Annotated in this window: 15 protein-coding genes; 6 read left to right on the forward strand and 9 right to left on the reverse strand. The window is 71.3% G+C overall.

Translation table 11 applies throughout. The features are described from left to right. Positions 1-130: 130 nt before the first annotated feature. A complete protein-coding gene (locus ABFJ78_RS24585; protein ID WP_436388700.1) occupies positions 131-871 on the forward strand; it encodes a ribonuclease activity regulator RraA in 741 nt (246 codons plus the stop codon). Here ABFJ78_RS24585 and ABFJ78_RS24590 read toward each other — a convergent pair. From ABFJ78_RS24590 to ABFJ78_RS24610, 5 genes are all read right to left on the reverse strand, one after another. After that, positions 868-2,136 (reverse strand): mandelate racemase/muconate lactonizing enzyme family protein, encoded by a 1,269-nt coding sequence (locus ABFJ78_RS24590; protein WP_436388701.1) that lies wholly within the window; start codon positions 2,134-2,136, stop codon positions 868-870. The two genes, ABFJ78_RS24585 and ABFJ78_RS24590, sit on opposite strands and share 4 nt — an antisense overlap. After that, positions 2,133-4,148, reverse strand: coding sequence for an ABC transporter permease (locus ABFJ78_RS24595; protein WP_436388702.1), 2,016 nt, complete (start codon positions 4,146-4,148; stop codon positions 2,133-2,135). The genes ABFJ78_RS24590 and ABFJ78_RS24595 overlap by 4 nt, the downstream gene beginning before the upstream one ends. Continuing rightward, a complete protein-coding gene (locus ABFJ78_RS24600; protein ID WP_436388703.1) occupies positions 4,145-5,569 on the reverse strand; it encodes an ABC transporter substrate-binding protein in 1,425 nt (474 codons plus the stop codon). The genes ABFJ78_RS24595 and ABFJ78_RS24600 overlap by 4 nt, the downstream gene beginning before the upstream one ends. An 86-nt stretch (positions 5,570-5,655) precedes the next feature. Next, on the reverse strand, positions 5,656-6,804 hold the full coding sequence (locus ABFJ78_RS24605) for a Gfo/Idh/MocA family protein (RefSeq protein ID WP_436388704.1): 1,149 nt from the start codon (positions 6,802-6,804) through the stop codon (positions 5,656-5,658). A 46-nt stretch (positions 6,805-6,850) separates the two neighbouring features. Beyond that, the gene (locus tag ABFJ78_RS24610) at positions 6,851-7,585 is read right to left on the reverse strand and encodes a FadR/GntR family transcriptional regulator (protein ID WP_436388705.1); all 735 of its coding nucleotides are present in this window, start codon (positions 7,583-7,585) and stop codon (positions 6,851-6,853) included. Positions 7,586-7,659: 74 nt separating this feature from the next. On the opposite strand from ABFJ78_RS24610, the gene ABFJ78_RS24615 reads away from it, so the two are divergent. From ABFJ78_RS24615 to ABFJ78_RS24625, 3 genes are all read left to right on the forward strand, one after another. After that, entirely contained in the window at positions 7,660-8,817 is a 1,158-nt protein-coding gene (locus tag ABFJ78_RS24615; protein ID WP_436388706.1) for a mandelate racemase/muconate lactonizing enzyme family protein, read from the forward strand. A gap of 88 nt (positions 8,818-8,905) precedes the next feature. Next, complete coding sequence (locus tag ABFJ78_RS24620) at positions 8,906-13,795, forward strand: RHS repeat-associated core domain-containing protein (protein ID WP_436388707.1); 4,890 nt, start codon at positions 8,906-8,908, stop codon at positions 13,793-13,795. 201 nt (positions 13,796-13,996) lie between these two features. Next, positions 13,997-16,054, forward strand: a complete 2,058-nt coding sequence (locus ABFJ78_RS24625) for an FUSC family protein (protein ID WP_436388708.1) — start codon at positions 13,997-13,999, stop codon at positions 16,052-16,054. A gap of 19 nt (positions 16,055-16,073) precedes the next feature. Here ABFJ78_RS24625 and ABFJ78_RS24630 read toward each other — a convergent pair whose 3' ends face one another. From ABFJ78_RS24630 to ABFJ78_RS24645, 4 genes are read right to left on the reverse strand one after another with little or no spacing between them, the layout of a single operon-like run. Beyond that, on the reverse strand, positions 16,074-16,637 hold the full coding sequence (locus tag ABFJ78_RS24630; RefSeq protein WP_436388709.1) for a TetR/AcrR family transcriptional regulator: 564 nt from the start codon (positions 16,635-16,637) through the stop codon (positions 16,074-16,076). Further along, a complete protein-coding gene (locus ABFJ78_RS24635) occupies positions 16,634-17,074 on the reverse strand; it encodes a nuclear transport factor 2 family protein (protein WP_436388710.1) in 441 nt (146 codons plus the stop codon). The genes ABFJ78_RS24630 and ABFJ78_RS24635 overlap by 4 nt, the downstream gene beginning before the upstream one ends. Positions 17,075-17,106: 32 nt before the next feature. Next, positions 17,107-18,759 (reverse strand): RecQ family ATP-dependent DNA helicase, encoded by a 1,653-nt coding sequence (locus ABFJ78_RS24640; RefSeq protein WP_436388711.1) that lies wholly within the window; start codon positions 18,757-18,759, stop codon positions 17,107-17,109. 38 nt (positions 18,760-18,797) lie between these two features. Further along, complete coding sequence (locus ABFJ78_RS24645; protein WP_436388712.1) at positions 18,798-19,457, reverse strand: hypothetical protein; 660 nt, start codon at positions 19,455-19,457, stop codon at positions 18,798-18,800. A 145-nt stretch (positions 19,458-19,602) separates the two neighbouring features. Between ABFJ78_RS24645 and ABFJ78_RS24650 the strand changes: the two genes are divergently transcribed. Next, positions 19,603-20,802: a HupE/UreJ family protein gene (locus ABFJ78_RS24650; protein ID WP_436388713.1), complete on the forward strand. Its 1,200-nt coding sequence runs from the start codon at positions 19,603-19,605 to the stop codon at positions 20,800-20,802. Positions 20,803-20,917: 115 nt separating this feature from the next. Further along, positions 20,918-22,447 carry a fibronectin type III domain-containing protein gene (locus ABFJ78_RS24655; protein WP_436388714.1) on the forward strand — a complete coding sequence of 510 codons (1,530 nt, stop codon included), beginning with the start codon at positions 20,918-20,920 and terminating at the stop codon, positions 22,445-22,447. Positions 22,448-22,451 lie beyond the last annotated feature (4 nt).

The following is a 22,451-nucleotide window of genomic DNA, read 5'->3' on the forward strand; positions in this document are numbered from 1 at the left end:
TGAGACACGGAACCCCGGCCCGCGGGCCGGGGTTCCGTGTCTCGCCGGACGTTGATCGACCGGGTTCCCCGGACTAGGCTCGAATCACTCCGGTGATTCCGGCCGGCGCGAACCCGAGGGAGCTGCCGACGTGGTGGAGACGCACGACATCGTTCGCCCGCCCGCCGAGCTCAGTGCGGCGCTCGCGGCCATCGGCAGCGCGACCGCCAGCGGCGAACTCAGCCGCATGGGCATCCGCAGCGCCTTCATCCGCGGCCCGGTTTCGGTGACGCCCGGCGTGCGCGTGGCCGGTCCGGCGCTGACGCTGCAGTTCCTGCCGAAACGGGAAGACCTCTACCCCGTCGACGAGTACGAAGAACCGGAAAAGCAGCTGCACCGGCACGTCATGTACCACGCCCAGCCCGGCGACATGATCGTCGTCGACGCGCGCGGGGACATGGAAAGCGGCGTGTTCGGCGAAATGATGCTGACCTACTTCAAGGGCCGTGGCGGTGCCGGCGTGGTCGTCGACGGCTGCCTGCGCGACACCGGCGAGGCCAAGCAGCTCGGCCTCGGGCTGTGGATCCGGGGCGCCACCCCGAACTTCCACGCCCAGACCGGCATCGTCCCCGCCGCCGTCAACGTGCCGGTGGCCTGTGGTGGCACGCTCGTCGAGCCGGGCGACATCGTCGTCGCCGACGACGACGGGGCGGTCGTCGTGCCGGTCAAGCTCGCCCCCGCTCTGGTGGCGCACGCCCAGGAACACGCGGAATGGGAGGAGTTCTCCCGGATCCGGCTGGCCGAGGGCGGCGACATGCGGCTGTACTACCCGCTGTCGGAGGAAGCCCGGCCCGAGTACGAACGGTGGCGCGCCGAACAGGGCCGCGCCTAGCTCCACAGCCGGTCGTGGCTCGACTCCTTGTCCCAGTGCGTCGTTTCCGCGAAGAACACCGGGTCGCGCGGGTCGAGGTGACGCCGCAGCAACTCTTCGTCGAGGTCGCCGAACCCCAGCCCCGGCGTGTCCGGCACCGCGATGTGACCGTCCTGGATCAGCGGCCGGGGGAGGCCGGTGACGAGGTCGCTCCAGAACTCCACGTCGGCCGCGTGGTGTTCGAGGGCCAGGAAGTTCTCCGTGGCGGCGGCCAGGTGCACGCACGCCATCGTCGCGATCGGCGACGCCGCCAGGTGCAGCGCCATCGCGATCCCGCGCTCCTGCGCGTAGTCGCCGAGCCGCTTGGTCTCCGCGATCCCGCCCGCCGTCGCCGGATCCGGGTGCACGACGCGGATCGCGCCCGCGTCCAGCAGCGGCCGGAAACCTTCCAGCAGGTAGATGTCCTCCCCCGTGCACGTCGGAACCGCGACGGCCTCGGTGAGCCGGCGCCACTGATCGGTCAGCTGCCACGGGATCAGGTCCTCGATCCACGCCAGCGTGAACGGCTCCAGCGCGCGCCCGATCCGGATGCACGAATCCAGCGCGATGTGGCCGAAGTGGTCGGCGGCGAGCGCGACGTCGTAGCCGACGACCGACCGGACTATGTCCACATAGGACACCAGGTGCTCGACACCCCGGGCGGTGACCTGGATGCCGGTGAACGGGTGCATCGTCGTCCGGTCTTCACGCGCGCCCGGCGGCGCGATCAGCGCCCCCGGCACGTCCCACAGCAGGTCGATGCCGACGTCCATCTTCAGCATCGTGAACCCGCGCTGCTTGCGCTCCAGCAGCCGCGCGCCCATCGCGTGCGGGTCCGGCAGCGACGGCGTGTCGGCGTAGCAGCGGACCTCGTCCCGGAACCGGCCCCCGATCAGCGCGTACGCGGGCACTCCGTACGCCTTGCCCGCCAGGTCCATCAGCGCCATCTCGACGCCGGAGACCCCGCCGCCCTGGCGGCCGTGGTGCCCGAACTGCTTGATCTTGCGGAAGATCTTGTCGACGTTGCAGGGGTTTTCGCCGACGAGCCTGCTCTTGAGCACCAGCGCGTAGGTGGCGCTGGCCTGGTCGCGCACCTCCCCGTAGCCGACGAGCCCCTGGTTGGTGTCGATCCGGATGATCGACGAGCGGAACGGCACGCCGGTCAGGTTGGCGACCCGCAGATCGGTGATGCGCAGGTCGCTCGGCCGCGACGCCATCGCGACGTGCTCCTCCGTGATCGCGCTCATCCCTTCACCGCTCCCGCGGTGAGGCCCTCGGTCAGGAAGCGCTGCCCGAACCCGTACATGAGCACGACCGGGATGCTGACCAGCAGCGAGGCCGCGGCCAGCTGCCCCTGCGGCACGACGTCGTTGAAGATCATCGACTGCATGCCGACAGGCAAGGTCTTGTTCTCGTCCTTGGTGATGAACACGAAGGCGAAGAGGAATTCGTTCCACGCATTCGTGAGGGTGAACAGCGCGACCGCGAGCAGACCCGGCTTGGCCAGCGGCAGCACGATCCGGCGGAACGCCCCGAACCGCGTGCAGCCGTCGACCAGCGCGGCTTCCTCGAGGTCGGCCGGGATCGACTTGAAGTAGCCGACGAGCAGCCACGTCGCGAACGGCAGGGTGAACGTCGGGTAGGCGAGCACCAGCGACCACAGCGAGTCGTTGAGCCCGATCCCGCTCATCAGCTCGTACAGCGGGATGAACAGCAGCGCGCCCGGCATCACGTAGGTGAGCAGGATCGTCACCGTGAAGCTCTCCGAACCCCGGAACTTCAGCCGGGCCAGCGCATAGCCCGCCAGCGCCGCGCAGACCAGGGCGATCACGGTGGACGCGACCGACACCAGGATCGTGTTGACGTACCAGGTGCCGAACGCCCCGGCGAACAGGTTGGTGAACTGCTCGGTGGTCCACGGGGTCGGCCAGAGGTCGTCGGTGCGCGCGACGATCTGGTCGTCGGACTTGAAGGCCGTCACCGTCATCCAGTACAGCGGGGCGAGCACGAAGCCCAGCAAGCCCACGAGCGCGATCCCGCTGCCGGTGCCGGTGACCAGGCGGGCGGCCAGCCGGTTGCCGCGCGCGGCGAACACGGAGACCACCCTGCCGACGACGGCCGCGAGCACCACGAACACGCCCAGCACAACGGCGGCCTTCCAGACGATGTGCGGTGACGCCCAGACCAGCATGAGCACCGAGGCCGCGACGACCACCCACGGCAGCGCCCGGCGCTGAGCGGGCGTCAGCCGCCGACGCCCCAGGTCCGCCGCGCCCGGCCGGTCACCGCGGCGCATCATCCGCACGAGGATCACCACGAGGATGGCGATGACCGGCAGCATCACCAGCGTGACCGCGGCGCCCGCGCCCAGCTGCAGCTGCTGGATGGCCTTCGAATACGCCACCATCACGTACGGCGCGGTGGCGTCGCCCGGACCGCCCTGTGTCAGCAGCCAGATGAGGTCGAAGTTGTTGAACGTCCAGATCGACGACAGCAGCACCGTCACGATCATGACGGGCCGCAGCCCCGGCAGCGTGATGTGCACGAAGCGCTGCCACGGCGAGGCGCCGTCCACCATCGCCGCCTCGTGGAGGTTGCTGTCGATGGCCTTGAGCCCGGCGAGGAACGTCACCGTGAAGAACGGGATGCCCTTCCAGACGTTGACGAGGATGACCGCCGGCATCGCGAGCGCGGGATCGGACAGCCACTCCGCGGGCCACTTGTCGACGAGCCCCATCGCGGCGAGCGCGGGACCGATCCCGGACTCGGTGAGCAGGACGTTGACGCTGCCGAAGATCGGGTCGAGCAGCGACCGCCAGGTGAAGCCCGTGACTACCGTCGGGATCACCCACGGCAGCAGGATCACCCCGGCGATGAACGCCCGGCCGCGGCGCATGTGGTGCAGGATCAACGCCGCGATGAGCCCGAAGGTCACCTTGAAGATCTCGGCGTACGCGGTGAAGACGAACGAGTTGAGCACGCCCTTGTGGAACATGGCGTCGTCGACGAGTGCGGTGTAGTTGTCCAGGCCGACGAAGACCGTTTCCGCGCCGTGGCGTTCCGTCGCGCTGGTGAAGATCGAGCCGACGATGGGGACCAGGATCAGGCCGGCGACCAGCACCAGCGTCGGCCCGATGAACACCGCGGCGAGGCGCCAGTCGCGCCCGAGCAGCCGCTGCACGCGCGTGAGCGAGGACGACCCGCCCGGCGCCGGGCGGACCGGCGCCGGGCGCGGCGTCTTCGTGCGCACGACCGTCATTGCCGGTAGCCCTGCTGCTCGAAGATCTGCACGATCCGGTCGTGGGTCGCGGCGACCGCGTCGGCCGGCTTGGTGCCCTGGATGACCGACTGCATCATGTCGGTCAGCAGGTAGGCGGCGATGGCGGCCTGCTCGCCGGGGCTCGGGGTCTGGGGGAACGCGTAGCCGGTCTTGGTTTTCACCGGGAGCTGCACGCGGGTCTGCTCCCGCAGCGCGGCGAAGGCCGGGTCACCCGTCGTGTAGTACGGGTCGGAGTCCCACACCTTGCTCCACGAGGGGTTGACCAGGCACGGTGCTTCCTTCGCGACCCCGAGCAGCGCGGTCCCGCCGGCCATGAACTTCGCCACCACCTTGGCCAGATCGGGGTTCTTCGCCCCCTTGAACACGACGAAGGAGTTGGACTCGCCATACGCGAGCGGGACGTCGAGCGCCGGTCCGGTGGCTCCGTTGAACACGTGCGTGTTGCCGTAGACCGGGTTCTTCTTGGTCTTGGAGTCGGCGTAGACGCTGAACTGGTTGAGCGTGAGCCCGAGGATCCCGGCCAGCCAGTTCTCGTTGTTGCTCGAGTCGGTCCAGCTGCCGACCCCGGGTGGCAGCATCGGCTGGTACTTCGGGTTCGTGTAGATGTCGCCGATGAACGTGACGGCGGCGACGGTCTCCGGCGAGTTGAACACCACCTTCGTGCCGGTGTTGTCCGCGATCGCCCCGCCGTAGACGTTGATGACGTTCTGGATGAAGCCGTTGGCGTCGCCGGAGCGGTTCACCGTGAGTCCCCAGCCGAACCGCCGCTTCGCCGGGTCGGAGACCGCCAATGCGTTGTCGCGCAGCTCTTCCCACGTGTAGTACGGCTTGAGCGGGATACCCTTCTCCGCGTACCAGTCCTTGCGCAGGTACATCCCGGACGCGATGAAGTGGTACGGGATCGCGAACCAGCGCCCGTCGAACACGCAGTAGTCGTTCGCCTCGGTCGCGGGCTCGCCGTAAAGCGCTTTCATGTCGGTGACCACGTCGGTGACGTCGGTGAGCGCGCCGAGGTTGTGCAGCTGGCCGACGAACCGCCGGTCGCTCACGAAGGCCAGGTCGCGGTTGGTGCCCGCCTTCACCTCGGCGTCCATCTTGGCGACCATGTCGCCGGCGTCGCCGGAGACCAGGTCGTTGCGGATCGTGGTGCCGGTCGCCTGCGCGAACGCCTGCAGCGACTTGTCCAGCGCTTTGTTGGCGGCCTCCGAATACAGCTTCTGCGAAAGCATTCCGACCGATCCGCCGCGCAACGCGGCCGCCTGGTCGAGCAGGGCCTGGGGCACCTGGACGTCGACCTTCGGCGCGGGTGCGGGGCCGCCCCCGCACCCGGCGAGCCCGAGCACGCCGAGCGCGCTCACCCCCAGGAACGTGCGCCTCGACAGGTCTGTTTTCTCTTCCATGACAACTCCTCGTACCGACGGGGCGACGTTGCGACCGGCGGGACAGCGAGGCGAGTGCCGCGCTGCGAGACTGCAAAGCTGGGTCTTTACGCGGCGAAGGACGCCGTACTGCTGATGCGTTGTCCTGGCAGCCCGTCGAAGAGCCCGGTCGAGCCACGGGGCCGCCACAGCGGTACCGGGCCCGCGCCGGGCACGGGGTCGAGCGCCAGTACCGCCGCCCGTTCCGCGGAGTCGAGCGCCCGCTGGACGACCATCGTGTTGGCCACGCTCTGGGCCACGCTGCCGACCGGCCGCGCGCCGAACTGCACGGCGTCGGCGAAGTCGACGAGCTCCGCGCGGTAGCCGTTGTCGCTACCGCGGAAGACTGTCGTGTGGGTGGTGGCGTCGGGACTGCTGCGCGTCACGCGGCGCTCCGACTCGTCTCCGGCGAGCACGAGCACGCCCTCGGTGCCGTACAGCCGCATCTCGTTGGGTTCGGGCGGGACGGGGATTTCGGGGAAGGACGCGGTGTAGTTGCCGATGGCGCCTCCGGTGAAGACGAGGGTGAGCGCGAGGTCCGACGGTGCGTCGATCGTGCTGTTGGCCGCCTGCACGGCACCGTGCAGCCGCGCGATGTCGCCGCAGAGCAGCCTGATCTGGGCGATGTGGTGCACGCCGAAGTCGAGGTGCACACCCCCGCGGTACTGCGGCCGCTGCCGCCACGGCGTACTCGTGAAGCCGCCCGGCCGGGGCACCGACTGGCCGGCGTGCCGCCACGCCATCAGGTGCGGGCGGCCGATCGCGCCGCTGTCGAGCAGGGCGCGGGCGTAGCGCAGGTCGTCACGGTAGAAGAAGTTCTCCCCCACCACGAAGGTGCGGTCCGGGTGCCCGGCCGCCAGGGCGAGGAAGGCCGCGGCCTGCTCCGCGTCGACGCCGGCCGGCTTCTCGCAGAACACGTCCTTGCCCGCCGCGAGCGCGTCGCACGCCACCTCGTACAAGTGCGGGATCGGCACCGAGATCAGCACGGCGTCCACGTCGTCGCGGGCGAGCAACGCGGCCCGATCGGTGGTCGCCAGGGCCGGATCGGTTCCGCTGTAGCCGGTGAACCGCTCGCGCTGCTCCGCGGAGGGGTCGGTGAACGCGGTGACGACGAACCGGTCGGCGAGCCCGCGCAACGCCGGCCAGTGCAGCTTCTCGACCGCGAGCCCGGTGCCGATCAGCCCCAGCCGGATCGGCCGGATCGCAGGTGCTGCCATGGCTCGTCCGTCCTCGTCATCGGTTCCGGATCGGTCGTGCAGTGTGCTAGCGACGCTTGCTTCGCTGTTTCTTTTCCGCGACGAGCGTGGAGTAGTTGTTGCTCAGGTGGTTGCGCATCGCCGCGCGGGCCGCCGCCGGATCGCGCGCCACGAGCGCCTCGTAGATCTCCGTGTGCTGGGCGGTGGCGCGGCGCAGGCCGGCCGGCGCCTCGTTGGTGACGCGCCGGCTGGCCGTGCCGAGCCAGCGGGCGGAGTACATGATCCGGTCCAGGATCCGGTTGTCGGCCGCCCGGCAGATCTCCATGTGGAATTCGTGGTCGACCTCGAGGTAGGCCTCGGGGTCCGTCTCGAGCGCCGCCATGCGGCCGATCTCGTCCCCGAGCCGGGCCAGTGTCTCGTCGGTGACGCTGGCCGCGGCCATGGCGGCCAGTTCGGGCTCGAGCAGGGCGCGCATCTGGTGCAGTTCCCGCAGCAGCTCGTCGACGATCTCCGCGGGCAGCCACTCGATCAGCAACGGGTTCAGGTAGTCCCACTCCGCGCGGGGCCGCACGACGACGCGGCGGCCCTGCGCGACGTCGACGATGTCCAGCGAGGCAAGGATCTTGAGCGTCTCCCGCGCCACCACGCGGGACACCCCGAATTCCTGGGAGATCTCGAGCTCCGACGGGGCCCGGCCGTCCTCGATCGCGCCGCTGACGATGCGGCGGGTCAGGTGGGCCGCCACCTGCACCGGAAGGGTCCGGACCTTGACAGCGTCCGGAGACTCTTGTCTCCTTGGCATGTCATCAGCTTATAGGACAAGTTGGACCTCGCGACAGTCCGTTTTTTCCGGCACTACCCAGCGGCGGGAGAGCAATGCGGATCGTGAACGTGACGACGGCGGTGGTGGCCTACCACGGTCAGGCGACGCTGGTGCGGATCGATACCGACGAGGGCCTCAGCGGGTTCGGCGAGGCCAATCCCGACGCGGGCGCGGGCGCCGTCGTCGGGATGATCAGATCGCTGATGCCCCTCCTGGTCGGCGAGGATCCGCGCAACGTCGAGCGGTGCTGGGAAAAACTGCGGCGCAGCAAGGTTTTCGCGGGCGCGCAGAGCGGGGTGTTCGTGATCGCCCTGTCCGGGATCGAACTCGCGCTGTGGGACCTCGCGGGCAAGGCCGCGGGCCAGCCGGTGCACCGGCTGCTCGGCGGCAAGTTCCGCGACCGCATCCGCCTCTACGCCGACTGCGGCGACGGTGACGACCCGGCGGGTTCGGTCGCCGGGTGCGTCGACCGGGCCCAGCGGATGGTCGCCGAGGGCTTCACCGCCCTCAAGTTCGACATCGACAACCTCCGCCACCCGGCCAAGTTCGACGATTTCAACCACACGGTCAACGCCGCCGAGCTGCGTTCGATGGTCGACCGCGTGGCCGCCGTCCGGGAGGCGATCGGACCGGACGTCGACCTGGCCATCGATCTGCACGCCCGCTACGACGTGCCGAGCGCGTGCCGGATCTCGTGGGAGCTCGAGCCGTTCCGCCTGATGTGGCTCGAGGAGCCGGTGCCGGCGGAGAACGTCGACGCGCTGGTGCGGGTGCGCGCGCAGACCCGCACGCCGATCTGCGCGGGAGAAAACCTTTACCTGCGCTGGGGATTCCGCGAACTGCTCGAACGCGGCGCCGTGGACGTCATCGAGCCGGACGTGCCCAAGTGCGGCGGTCTCGCCGAAGCCAAGAAGATCGCCAACCTCGCGGAGCTGCACTACATCCCCTTCGCACCGCACCTGGTGTCGACGCCGCTGGGCACGATGGCGACGTCGCACCAGTGCGGCGCGATCCCGAACTTCTACGTCCAGGAATGGCACGCCCTCGAGGAACGCGAGGTGTGGGACAGCTACGTCCACGCCCCCGACGGGAGCGGCTCGATCGTCAAGGACGGCTACATCACGCTTCCCGACGCCCCCGGCATCGGCGTGGAACTCGACATGGACGGCGTCCGGGCGCACGCCGTCGAGGGCTTCGGGTTGTTCGAGTAGTGGCGCCGGTGCGTCTCCGGCCACTCGTTCCTGCCCGATGGGGCACGGGTCCGGGCGGCCGGTGGCCGGTTTCGCTAGTGTCGGCTCGGTGAGTAATCCACTGGTCGCGCCGGTGAAGGATTCGACGACGGCGATTTCCGGCGTGTCACTGCTGGAAAGCGCCTCCGACCTGAAGAAGGCGATCGAGAGCGGCGACTGGGCGTCCGTGGCGATGGGCGCGGTGGGGACCGCGCTCGATGCGCTGTCGATGGCGATGGACCCGTTCGGCGCCATCCTCGCCGCCGGGGTCGGGTGGCTGATCGAGCACGTCGGCCCGCTCAAGGAAGCCCTCAACGCGCTGACTGGCAACGCGGACGAAATCGCGGCGCAGTCGGAGACCTGGGCGAACGTCGCCAAGGAGCTGGAGAGCGTGTCCGCCGATCTGGTGGACGCGGTCAAGGCGGACCTCGGCGGGTGGACGGGCCCGGCGGCCGACGCCTACCGCAAGCGTGCCGAGGACACCTCGACGCTGATGGCGAGCGCGCAGAAGGGCTGCGAAGGCGCGGCCAGCGGGGTGAAGACGGCCGGTGAGGTCGTGGCGGCGGTCCGCGCCCTGGTGCGCGACATCATCGCCGAGCTGATCGGGCACCTGATCTCCTGGGCGCTGCAGGTGGTGTTCACCCTCGGCATCGGGCTGACCTGGGTCGTTCCGCAGGTCATCGGCGCCGTCGCGAAGACCGCGTCGAAGATCAGCCAGCTCACCACCAAGCTGGTCAAGGCGCTCCAGGCGCTGATGCCGCTGCTGAAGCGCGCCGGTTCGCTGTTCGACGACGCCGGCAAGGCGCTGAAGAACATCAAGCCGGGCAAGGCCGCGCCGCCGCCGAAGCACGGCGACATCAACGGCAACCCCAAGGGCCTCGACGGGCCCAAGGGCAAGGGCGGCGACTCCACCAGCACCACCGGTGACCACAGTGGGGGCAGCCCGAACGGCCACCAGGGCGACTCCACCAACACCGCGGGCGACAAGGGCAACGGTTCGCCGGGCAACGGCGATTCCACCGGCACCGCCGGCGCCCCCGGCAAGGGCCCGGGCAACTCGGGCCAGGGCGGCACCGGCTCCCGCGGCAACCCCGACGACACGACGCCGCAAGGAATCCGCGGCCAAGGTGAGAACAACCGCTCGATCGGCAACGAGGTCTGCGTGACCGACCCGGTCGCCGTCTCGACCGGGCAGATGGTGATGGAAGAGGTCGACGCCACCCTGCTCGGGGTGCTGCCCCTGGCGTTCCGGCGGACGCACTTCTCCGGCTACCGCGCGGGACTCTTCCTCGGCGGCAGCTGGGTGTCCACTGTGGACCAGCGGATCGAGGCCGACGAGCTCGGCGTCAGCTTCGCCGCCGAAGACGGCACCCTGCTGCGCTACCCGACCCCGGGCACGGACGACTGGGTCGTCGCCGAAAGCGGCCCGCTGCGCCCGCTCAAGCGCGCGCCGGACGGCGGCTACCTCGTCGACGACCAGGAACTGGGCCGGCTGCTCTACTTCGCGCCGGGCGAGCGGGCGCTGCTGACCTCGGTGACCGACCGCAACGGCAACGCGTTCGAGATCGTCCGCGCCGACGACGGCCGGCCGCTGGAGATCCGGCACACCGCCGGGCACCGCGTCCGCTTCGAAACCGCCGACGGCCTCGTCACCGCGCTGTTCGCGGTCACCGGCGACGGCGAAGTCGAGCTCGTCCGCTACGGGTACGACCGCCGGAACCTCGTCTCGGTCACGAATCCGTCGGGGCAGCCGATGACCTACACCTACGACCGCGCGGGGCGCATCGTGGGCTGGACCGACCGCAACGACGAGTGGTTCCGCTACCACTACGACCACGCCGGCCGCGTCGTCCGCACCGAAGGCTCGGGCGGCTTCCTGGACTGCGTGCTCGAGTACGACCCGGAGAACCGCGTCACCCGGTCCACCGACGCGCTCGGCCACACGTCCGAGTTCCACTACGACGAAGCCGGGCAGGTGGTCCGCGAAGTCGACCCGCTCGGGCACGCGACGCTGTCCGAATGGGACGCGCACGGCCGGCGGCTGAGCTCGACGGACCCGCTGGGGCGCACCACGCGCTACCGCTACGACGAGCTCGGCAACCTCCTCGCCGAGATCCGCCCGGACGGCACCGAACGCACCTGGGAACGCGCCGCGGACGGGCGGTCGGTGACGGTCCACGACGCGCCCGGCGTCGCGACGCGCCAGGAGTTCGACGAGCGGGGCAACCTCGTCGCGGTCGTGGAACCGGACGGCGCGACCACCCGGTACCGCTACGACGACCGCGGGTTCACCATCGCGCGGACCGACCCGGCGGGGGCCACGGCCACCATCGTCAACGACGAGGCCGGCCTGCCGATCGCGGTGACCGACCCGCTCGGCGGCGTCACGCGCTACGAACGGGACGAGTTCGGGCGCGTCGTCACGATCACCGACCCCGTCGGCGGCGTGGAGCGCTTCGGCTACTCCGTGGACGGGAAGCTGGCCTGGCACCAGAACCCCGACGGGACCCAGGACCGGTGGGTGCTGGACGGCGAGGGCAACAACCGGGCGCACACCGGCCCGGCCGGCGGCGTCACCCGCTACGAATACGGCGGCTTCGACCAGCCGACGGCGCAGATCCTCCCCGACGGCAGCCGGATCTCGGTCGGCTACGACGGCGAACTGCGCGTCGAGGCGGTCACCAACGAGCAGGGCCGGGTCTGGCGCTACGAACGCGACGCGGCCGGGAACCTGGTGCGGGAAACCGACTTCGCCGGCGGCGTGACGACGTTCGGCTACGACGCGGCCGGCCGGCTCGTCGAGCGCGTCCGCCCCGACGGGCAGCGCACGACGTTCCGCTACGACCTCGCCGGCCACCTCGTCGAGCAGGTCGACGGGACCCGCACCACCCGGTTCGAGGTCAGCGCGACCGGGCAGCTGCTGTCGGCCGACGACGGCACCACGCGGATCAGCTACGAGCGGGACGCGGTGGGCCGGGTGCTGGCCGAGACGGTCAACGGCCGCACGGTGCGGTCGGCCTACGACGCCGCGGGCCGCCGGGTGCACCGGACCACGCCGTCGGGCGCGGAAAGCGCGTGGGAGTTCGACGCCGCCGGGCTGCCGGTCGCGGCCCGGCTCGCCGGCCGGGACCTGCGGTTCGCCCACGACGCCGCGGGGCGCGAAGTCCGCCGCACCCTCGGCGCCGGCGCCACCCTGCTGCAGACCTGGACGCCGAACTCGCAGCTGGCGTCCCAGGTGATCACCGACCGGTCGAGTGCCACCCGCCAGCAGCGCTCCTACGGCTACCGGGCCGACGGCGAGCTGGTCGCGCTGCACGACCAGGCGTCCGGTCCGCGCGAGTTCGGCCTCGACCCGCTCGGCCGGGTCACCGAGGTGCGGTCACCGCGCGGGTCCGAGTCCTACCGCTACGACGAAGCCGGGAACGTCGTCGAAGCGGCGTGGCCCACGGCCGAGCCGGACCTGGTGGGCCGGCGGACGTTCGCGGGCCCGCTCGTCACCGCGGCCGGCGGGACGCGCTACGGGCACGACCGGCGCGGGCGGGTCGTGCTCAGGGAACGCACGGTGCCCGGCGGCGCGAAGCTGACCTGGCGGTTCGCCTGGGACGGCGACGACCGGCTCGTCGCGGCCGCGGTCCCCGACGGCACCAGCTGGCGCTACACCTACGACGCGCTGGGCCGCCGCGTCGCCAAGGAGCACCTGGCCGCCGACGGCCGGACCCCGCTCGAACGCGTCGAGTTCACCTGGGACGGCCAGCTGCTGGTCGAGGAAGCCCGGCACACGCCCGACGGCGTGCAGGCCACGGTGTGGGACTACGAGCCCGGCGACTACCGGCCGCTCGCGCAGCGCGGCCGGCTGGCCCGGCCGGGCCAGGCGTGGGTGGACACCCGGTTCGACGCGATCGTCGCCGACCTGACGGGCAGTCCCGCGGAGCTGGTCGACGACCACGGCCGGATCACGTGGTGCGCGCGCACGAGCGTCTACGGGGTCGGTGGTCCTTCGGCGACCCCGCTGCGGTTCCCCGGGCAGTACTTCGACGCCGAGACCGGGTTGCACTACAACGCCCAGCGCTACTACGACCCGGTGACCGCGCGCTACTTGAGTCCGGACCCGCTCGGCCTGGTGCCGGGGCCCCATCCCTACGCCTACGTGGACAACCCGTTCGGGCAGATCGACCCGCTGGGCCTGGCCCCGCAGTCCTGCGGCAAGCCCAAGCTGACGATCGACACGAACATCGGCAACAACCCGATCATGCAGTCGCCGGGCGGGGGCAAGTACAGCCAGTCCCCGGGCGGCGGCTGGTACAAGGAGTCGGCGCCGGCGGGACCGAACAAGAACAAGAAGAACCGGCCGGCGGCGGGCATGGACAACCCCAGCTGGACGCACCAGAACATCCGCCCGATGTTCGAAGACGCGCTGGTCAACAAGCACCAGATGCCGCCAGGGCTCAAGACCGACGCGCAGAACAAGTGGATGCAGAAGCACGGCCAGTTCCAGACCTACCACCAGGACGGCACGCCGGACCAGATCGTCCCCAAGAAGAACGCGATCATGGGCCACAACAAGGCGGCGGGAACCTACTTCAACGAGACCGGGCACAAGCTGCCGATCGAGGACAACAAGCACTACAACCGGCAGGGCAGCAGCTACGGCCAGGTCGAGTACTCGAAGAGCTCCTCGGGCACGGGCGCGCACGAGGACAAGTACATGCCCCCGCGCCCCGACCGCGGTTCCCACCCGACGTACACCAACCCGGCCACGCCGAACCACACCGGCGGTCCGTGGCCGTCGTACCCGCAGGCGCCGAACGGGTTGCCGCCGAACTCGTCGGGCATCCTGCCTGACGGGACTCCGATACCGCACGCACCGACCAGCCCGACCCCTTCGAGCGGGCCTCCGCCGGTCCACACGCCGCCGGCGTCGCCCACCGGGCCTCCGTCGAAGCGGCCGAGGCTGGACTAGCGGGAGCCGGCCTTCCCGCCTGGAACATGTCGGCGAGCTCCTGTCGCCACGACGCCGGAGCGGACGCGTCACCAGGGCGTCCGCGGCTCCGGCGCCGTCTATGCTCTGCCGGTGGCGATCGATTCCCCCGCGCCGAAGACACGCGAGGCCGCACCTCGTGCGTGGGTTCCACAGTGGTCGACGGCCGCTGCTCTGCGTGCGGTGCGTGCCACGCTGGTGGTGCCCGCTCTGTTCGCCTTCAGCAGCACGGTGATCGGCGACCTGCAGGTGGCGACCTTCGCCGCGTTCGGCGGGTTCGCCACGCTGGTCATGGCCTCGTTCGGCGGCGACCGGCGGGACAAGCTGCGCGCCCACTTCGGGCTCGCCGTCGTGGGCAGTGTGCTGCTGGCCGTCGGGACCGCCGCCAGCGCGTCGCTGCCGCTGGCCGCGGTCGTCACGCTGATCGTGGCCTTCCTCGTGTTGTTCGGCGGAGTCGCGGGACCGAACGCGGCGGCCGGGGGCACCGCCGCCTTGCTCGCCTACGTGCTCCCGGCCGCCTCCCCCGGCACGATGAGCATGGTGCCCGCCCGCCTCGGCGGCTGGTGGCTGGCGTCGGTGGTCGGCACCGCGGCCGTCCTGCTGCTGTCCCCCCGCTCGCCCGCGACGACCCTGCGGGACGCGGCGGCCCGGGCGGCCGGCGCGATGGCCGATCACCTGGACGCGGCCCTGCGCGGCGGCGCCACCGTCGGCACCGCCCACGAGGCGGCGGTCGAGGCCAAGCACCACCTGATCGACGAATTCACCGCGACGCCGTACCGCCAGACCGGGCTGGCCGCCGAAGACCAGGCCCTCGACAACCTGGTGGGCCTGCTCGAGTGGTGCGGTTCCGTCATCGCCGACACCCTCGGCGAATACCCGGACCTCAGCGGCGCGCCGGAAGTCGAACGGCGGCTCCTCGCCGAAACCAGCGCCTGCCTGCGCACGGTCGAGCAGCTGATGGCGGGGCGATCCACGCCCTTCGACGCGGACGAACTGGACCGCCGGATCCAGGCGAGCGTGGAGTGGCTGCGCGGCCTGGATTCCGGCGATCCCGGTTACGCCGACGCGGTCCACCTTTCCTTCCACGCCCGCACCGCGGCTTTCGCCGTCCGCGCCGCGGCCGTCGAAGCAAGTGCCGCGACCCCGGGGAGCCGGCGCAAACGCCTTCCGAGCGGGTTCTCGCTCGCGTCGCTGACCCGCGTCGCTTCTCCCCACACGAGCTTGCGGTCGGTGTGGTTCGTCAACAGCCTCCGCGGTGCGGTGGCCCTGGCCGCCGCGGTCGTGGTCGCCGGCGTGAGCGGGGTCGAGCACGGGTTCTGGGTCGTGCTGGGCACGCTGTCGGTGCTGCGCGGCAACGCGGCCGCGACCGGGTCGACCGCGCTTCGGGCGTTGCTCGGCACCGCGCTGGGCGTCGTCGTCGGTGCGCTGTTGTTGCTGGTCATCGGCACCAGCGCGCCGGCGTTGTGGATCGCGCTCCCGATCGCGGTGCTGGTCGCCGCCTACGCACCCGGCGCCCTGCCCTTCACCGCCGGTCAGGCCGCCTTCACCGTGACGGTGTCCGTGCTGTTCAACCTGCTCGCGCCGGCCGGCTGGCGGATCGGTGTCGTGCGGATCGAAGACGTCGCGATCGGCTGCGCGGTGTGCCTGGTCGCGGGCGCGCTGTTCTGGCCGCGCGGCGCCCGGGCCGTCGTCGCCGACGACCTCGCCGACGCGTTCCGGACCGGCGGCGCGTACCTGGCCGCCGCCGCGAACTGGGCGCTCGGCCTCCGCCACGACCCACCCGCCCCGGCCGCGGCGACCGCGGCCGGGACCCGGCTCGACGACGCACTCCGCGGGTTCCTCAGCGAACAGGGCACCAAGCACGTTCCCAAGCCCGACCTGTGGCGGCTGGTGATGGGCACCGTCCGCTCGCGGCTGACCGCCCAGTCGCTGGCCGGTCTCCCGAACCCGCACGTCGAGCCGGACCCGCTCCGCCGGCTCCTCGGCGACCAGGCCGGGCAGCTCGCCGCGTGGTACGACCACCTCGCGTCCCGGCTGGACCGCACCGACCACGGCGACGTGCCGATGCTGGCCCCACCGACGTTCCCGGACCTCCTCGAGCAGCCCGGCGCTTCGGTGCGCGACCTCGCGTGCGCGCTGTGGGTGCACGAGCACATCAAGCACATCGCGGCCCGGCTCGCCGAACTCGTCGAGCCGGCCGCCGTGGTGGCGGCCCAGCGCCACCGTCCGTGGTGGCGCTAGCGGGCCGGTTCCGCGGCGGTCATCCAGCTGTCGTTGCCGGGCCGGCCGGATCGGCGAGTCCGAGGATCCACCCGCTCCACGCCGTGTCAGCGCGTCGCCCCGGCAGCTCCAGCGCCGCCGACACCGTCTGGACGAGACCGGTGGCGAAGAACGTCCGCACCTGCAACGCGTCCGCCCCCGTCAACCGGGCCACCGAATCCAACAGACCCAGATGACGGCGCCGCACCGCTTCCCGGACCTCCTCGTCGGCTGCCGCCGCGTAACCCTGCAGCACGACGAGCCCGACCGTCCGGTCACGCTGCAGGAGCCGGACGTACGCGGTGCCGAGCGCCACGAGTGTCGGCTCGGCGCCCTCGAACGCGGCCTCGATCCGGTCGAAAGCGGCGTGGACGACGTCGAGGAACAGCTTCTGCTTGGAGCCGAACATCTGCACGATCCGCGGGTGCGAGATCCCGGCCCGGCCGGCGATGGCTTCCAGCCGCGTACCCGCCAGCCCGTTCACGGCGAACTCGGCGTCGGCCGCCTCGATGATCCCCGCCCGGCGCGCCGCGGCGGGCAGGCGCGCACGGCCTCCGTCGCTCACCCCTGCTCCGCCGCGCCGCCGAGCTGGCTCAGCACGAACTTGTTGTCGTACAGGCAGCGATAGGCGTGGATCAGCCCGTCGTCCCCCAGCTCCAAGCGGTCGTCGCCGTGGAACTCGACCCGGCGGCCCGTCTTGGCGAACGTGCCGGTGAAACGCCACGCGACCAGCACCGCGCGCCGCGTCACCTCGGCGTACAACCCCATGAGCGTGAACGAGTAGTCCGGGTAGCCGCGCGCCATGCGCGTCACGAACTCGCGGATCGAATCCGGCCCGTGGACCGTGCGGCCCACCGCGGGTTCGTCGTAGACGAGGTCGTCCGCGCACATCGCGGCCACGGCGTCGGCATCGTGGTCGTTCCACGCCTTCGCCCACCGGTCACTGAACGCCCGGACCGCGGCCGGATCGGCGGCGGCCACGTCGGCCTGGAAGGTCGTCATGCAGCTAACTTACAAGTAAGTAAGCTTTCGGATCAACCCCGCGGCCCACCGGTGCCGTCGACCGTGGTGAGCAGCCCGTGTTCGCGGACCGCCGGGGCCGACAGCGTCTTGTAGCCGTGGTCGTCGAACACGACTGTCACCGTGTCTTCGTCCGACGACATCACGATGCCCCGGCCCCACTCCGCGTGCTCCACCACGCTGTTGACCGGGAAATCGCCGGGCGACGGCATCTGAGCCGTGCCGGCGATGCACGTGTCGCAGTTGCCGCACGGTTTCTCGAGCTGCTCGCCGAAGTAGCCGAGGAGGAACTGCCTGCGGCAGCCGGTCGTCTCGGCGTAGCCGCGCATCATCTCGATCCGGGACCGGGTCAGCCGTTGGTGGGCTTCGGCGGCCTCCACGCCCCGCTCGACCGCCTCCTCGGGGTCCACATCGGACTGTTCCAGGCGGCCGTCCGGGGTGACGACGACCGATCCCGTCTGCTCCAGCAGGTTCAGCGCCCGCGTGCGCTGGGCCGCCGAGACCGTCACCTCCTTGCCGAGCTCGGCCGGCTTCAGGGGTTCGTCGTGCTCCGCGAGGGTGGTGGCCACCTCCGTCATCGCCTGCTCGGGCGCCTTCGCCGCCGTCAAGAACTTCTGCCGGCCGAGGTCGCGCGGGCGGTGGTACAGCGTGATCTCCGCCGGTTCGCCGTCCCGGCCGGCGCGGCCGATCTGCTGGTAGTACGTGTCGAGCGACTCCGGTGCCGACGCGTGCAGCACGAACCGCAGGTCGGCCTTGTCGATCCCCATGCCGAACGCCGAAGTCGCCACCACCGCGTCGAGGTCGCCGTCCAGGAACTCCTCGTGCACCCGCTCGCGGTCGGCCGCCTTCATCCCGGCGTGGTACGCCGCTACCCGGACGCCCTCCGCGGCGAGCTCCCCCGCGTACGTTTCGGCGTCCTTGCGGCTGGTGACGTACACCAGCCCGGGGCGGGTCGCGGGGTCCTCGGTCAGCGCGCGCGTCCGGGTGAGGACGGCCTGGTGACGGTCGTCGTCGTCCGGCAGCGGGTCGACGCCGAGGCGCAGGTTGGGCCGGTCGAAGCTTGCCAGCACCTCGCGGTGGTCGCGCAGGCCCAGCCGGGCCGCGATGTCGGTGCGGACCGGCAGCGCGGCGGTCGCCGTCAGCGCGATCACGCGCGGGTGCCCCAGCCGCTCGATCACCGGTGCCAGGCGCAGGTAGTCCGGCCGGAAGTCGTGGCCCCACGCCGAGACGCAGTGCGCTTCGTCCACCACGAACAGCGAGACGCCGAGCTCGGCGACCGCGCCGAGCACCTCGTCGGAGGCCAGCTGCTCCGGGGACAGGAACAGGTACTCGGCCTCCCCCGCCCGCAGCGCCTCCCACGCGTGCTTGCGCTCGGCCGCGCGTTGCGCGGAGTTCAGCGCGACGGCCGCCGGGGCGCGGCTGTCCTCGATGCCCTCGATCTGGTCGTTCTGCAGGGCGATCAGCGGCGACACGACCAGGGTCGGGCCGTCCAGCAGCAGCGCGGGCACCTGGTAGATCGCGGACTTGCCGGCCCCGGTGGGCAGCACGGCGAGGACGTCGTGGCCGGCCATCACGTGCTCCATCGCCGCCAGTTGCTCGCCGGTCAGCCGGGACCAGCCGAACTTCTCCGCCGCGATGCGCTCGAGTTCGTCGCGTCTTCTCGCCATCCGCCGCAGGTACCCGCGCCCCGGCGGCGGAAACCCGGCTAAGCCAGCCGGATCACGATGCCCGTCAGCCCGTTCAGGACACTCGCGACGCCCGCCCGGAGCGCCGCCGACGCGCGGTCCGGGGTGAACGACGCCGGGTCGTAGCCCGTCGACGTGCCGAGGCCCTCGCCGCGGAAGGAGGCGCCGGGCCAGTTGGCCGCGGTGACGTTCGCCGTGGGTTCGGCCAGCTCGGCGCCGAGGACCAGGAACTGCTGGTCGAGGTGGTTGGCGGTGACCAGGGCCAGCGCGTCGACGAGGTCCTTGCCGGTGCTGATGACGAGGTCCGGCGCGAGCTTCACGGCTTCGCTGACGCTCTCGGTGAACCGGCCGGTTCCGGGCGCCTCGACGGTCTTGAGGCTGACCTGCTCCTGCGCGGCCCAGCTCGTCACCGCGGCCGCCAACGTCCGGCTCGGCGCGTCGTCGCCGGCCTTCAGCAGCACCACCCGGTACCCGGGCGACGGCCGGACCGCGTCCCAGGAGCCCGGGCTCGGGGTCACCGTCGCCTCCGGCGTGGGCGACGCCGTGACGAAGCCGGGCCCGAGCGCCCCGATCGGGCCCGGCTTCGGGTGCGGTCCCGACCAGTCGTCGGCCGAACCGCAGCCGGCGGCCACGACGGCGAGCGCGGCCACCACGCCGGCGGTCCACAGACGCGAACGCACGCTGATCGTCCTTTCGGGAGGGAGAAGTCGCCTCTTCCTACCCCACGTCCCGTCCCGTGCGACGGCCGTCGGCATCCCGTCGCCGGTTGTTCGCCGTGCGTTCGCCTGGTGCCAGCAGTCTGCGGGACGACCGGAAAGAGGACACATGCGCCGCCGTCTCACCCAAGCCTTCGCCGTCGCCGCGTTCGCGGCCGTGGCACTCACGCTGAGCGGGTCACCCGCTTCCGCCCACGGCTTCTCGTCGACCGTCTACGCCGACCTGACGTCTCCCGAGCCGGGGCACGTCCGCGCCGTGCTGGGCCTCGAGTACGACCTGCTCGTCGTGTCCGCCGCGGACGCCGAACGCGACGATCCGCTGTTCCGGCAGGGCACCGCGGCGTTCGAAGCGCGCGACCCCGCCGGTCAGGCCGCCGCCCTGCGGGCCCACGCGGCGACGGTCACCAAGTACGTGAGCGAGCGGTTCCGCGTCACCGCGGCGGGTCAGGCCTGCACGCCCACCCAGGACGGCGACTTCGGCATCGAACAGCGCGACGGCGTGCCCTACACCCGGCTCGCCCTCGACTACCGGTGCCCGGCAGCCGAGTCCCACGAGGTGACCGGCACCCTGTTCGGGGACGCCGAGGGCTACGTCCGTGACACCAAGACAATCCTCACCTACCACCTCGACCTGGCCTCGGGCAGCGCCGCCCTGGACGCGCGGCAGCCGTCGTTCTCCACCCACCAGGCCTGGACCGAGCGGTTCCGGGAGTTCTTCCGGCTCGGCGCGGAGCACCTGCTGACCGGGCTCGACCACATCCTGTTCCTGCTGGCGCTCATCGCCGGCTCCCGCCGCCTGCGCGAGATCGTGCTCGCCGCGACGACGTTCACGCTCGCCCACTCCGTCACGTTCGTGCTGGCCGCGCTCGGTCTCGTGCACGTCCCGGCCGAGATCATCGAGCCGCTCATCGCGCTGTCGATCGCCGTCGTCGCCGCGTGGCCGCTGTGGCGGATGTGGCGCCGCGGCTCGCCGGCCGGCGAGCTCGCCGACGACGGCCACTTCAGCCTCGACAAGGCCGGTTGGATCCGCCTCGGGGTCGTCTTCTGCTTCGGTCTGGCGCACGGGCTCGGCTTCGCGTCGGCGCTCGGTATCGACGCCGCCTGGTCGTGGACGCTGCTCTGGTCGCTGCTCGTGTTCAACCTCGGGATCGAGACCGTGCAGCTGGCGATCATCGCGCTGGTCTTCCCGCTGCTAGCGGTGCTGCGCCGCCGGTCCCCGGCCGCGCCGCGCTGGACGACCGGCGCGATCGCGGCGGCCGTGTCCGTGGTGGGGCTCACCTGGTTCGTGCAGCGGGTGGCCGGCGGCTGAGTTCTTCGGGCGTACGCAACCCGCTGTCCCGGCTCAGTTCACCTGTCCCACATGAAGAGCGTCGACGCTCTCACCGCCTCATCCCGCTTTCCCGACCCGAAACGGACAAAACTCGATGAAGTTCCCGAGAACGATCGCGGCGGCCGCCCTGGGCGTCGCCGTGGCGTTCGGCACCGGCCCGGTCACCGCGGCCGCCGCCGACACACCCGTGACGCTGTCCGGCGTCATCCTCGGCGTCGGCGCCAAGGAGTCCCAGCGCGTCGTGAGCTGGTACGCCTCGTCCGACGCCAAGCAGGTCGTGCAGGTCGCGCCGACGAACCAGATCAAGCACGGCCAGTTCCCGAAGAACGCCCAGACGTTCCCGGCCACCGTCGCCGCGAACAGCGTCAACGGCGGCTTCAACGCCCACACCACGATCGACGGCCTGCGCCAGCGCACCGGCTACTCCTACCGCGTCGGCTCGGGCAGCACGTGGTCGCCGGTGTACACCTTCAAGACCCAGGACTTCCGCGGCGACTTCGACTTCCTGTTCTTCGGCGACCCGCAGATCGGCTCGTCGGGCAACGTCGCCAAGGACGGCGCCGGGTGGGCCGACACCCTGAACGTCGCCCTCGGCGCGAACCCGGACGCCGAACTGCTCGTCTCGGGCGGTGACCAGGTCGAGAGCGCCAACACCGAAACGCAGTGGGACGCGTTCCTCGGCTCCGACAAGCTGCGCCAGTACCCGTGGGCGGCCACCATCGGCAACCACGACGTCGGCGGCAAGGCCTACGAGCAGCACTTCTGGACGCCGAACACCGACCGCTCGGCGGCGTACTACAACGGCGACCCGAGCACCCGCTCGGGCGGCGACTACTGGTACCTGTACAAGGACGTGCTGTTCATCGACCTCAACAGCAACGCCTACGCCACCGGTGCCGACGAAGCCCACATCGGGTACGTCACCGACGTCGTGAAGAACCAGGGCCGCAAGGCGAAGTACACCGTGCTGGTCTACCACCACTCGATCTACTCGCCCGCCGACCACGCCAACGACAAGGACAACCAGCAGCGCCGCCAGGACTTCCCGACGGCGTTCTCGAACCTCGGCGTCGACCTGGTCCTGCAGGGCCACGACCACAGCTACTCGCGCAGCTACGTGATCAAGAACGGCCAGAAGGCCAACCCGGATGAGCAGCCCGGCGCGCCCCAGGTCACCCAGGGCCCCGGCGGCGTCGTCTACGTGACGGCGAACTCCGCGTCCGGCTCGAAGTACTACGACCTGACCGACCCGGACACGAGCCAGGACCCCGCCTACGGGCCCGACCCGCTCAACCCGGACCACCACTGGGCCAACTCGGTGGAGAACCAGGAGCACGTCCGCACCTACGTCAAGGTGCAGGTGCGTGACGACAAGCTCGTCGTGCAGAACCTCCGCAGCGGCACCTGCGCCGCGCCGAACGCGGCAGTCGAGCTGGGCAAGGTCTCCTGGTGCGGACCGGACAGCGGCGCCACCCCGGCGCAGCCGGTCGGGTCCACTGTGGACAAGGTCGTCATCCACCCCTACCGCGGCCACGGCGGCGGCAGGTCGCCCGGGCCGGGCAAGCCGTGCTGGCTCGAGCAGCCGGCCACCGGCCCCGGGCGCACCATCACCGCCCTGAACTGATCGC

Source organism: Amycolatopsis sp. MEPSY49 (assembly GCF_051337345.1).
Classification (GTDB): domain Bacteria; phylum Actinomycetota; class Actinomycetes; order Mycobacteriales; family Pseudonocardiaceae; genus Amycolatopsis.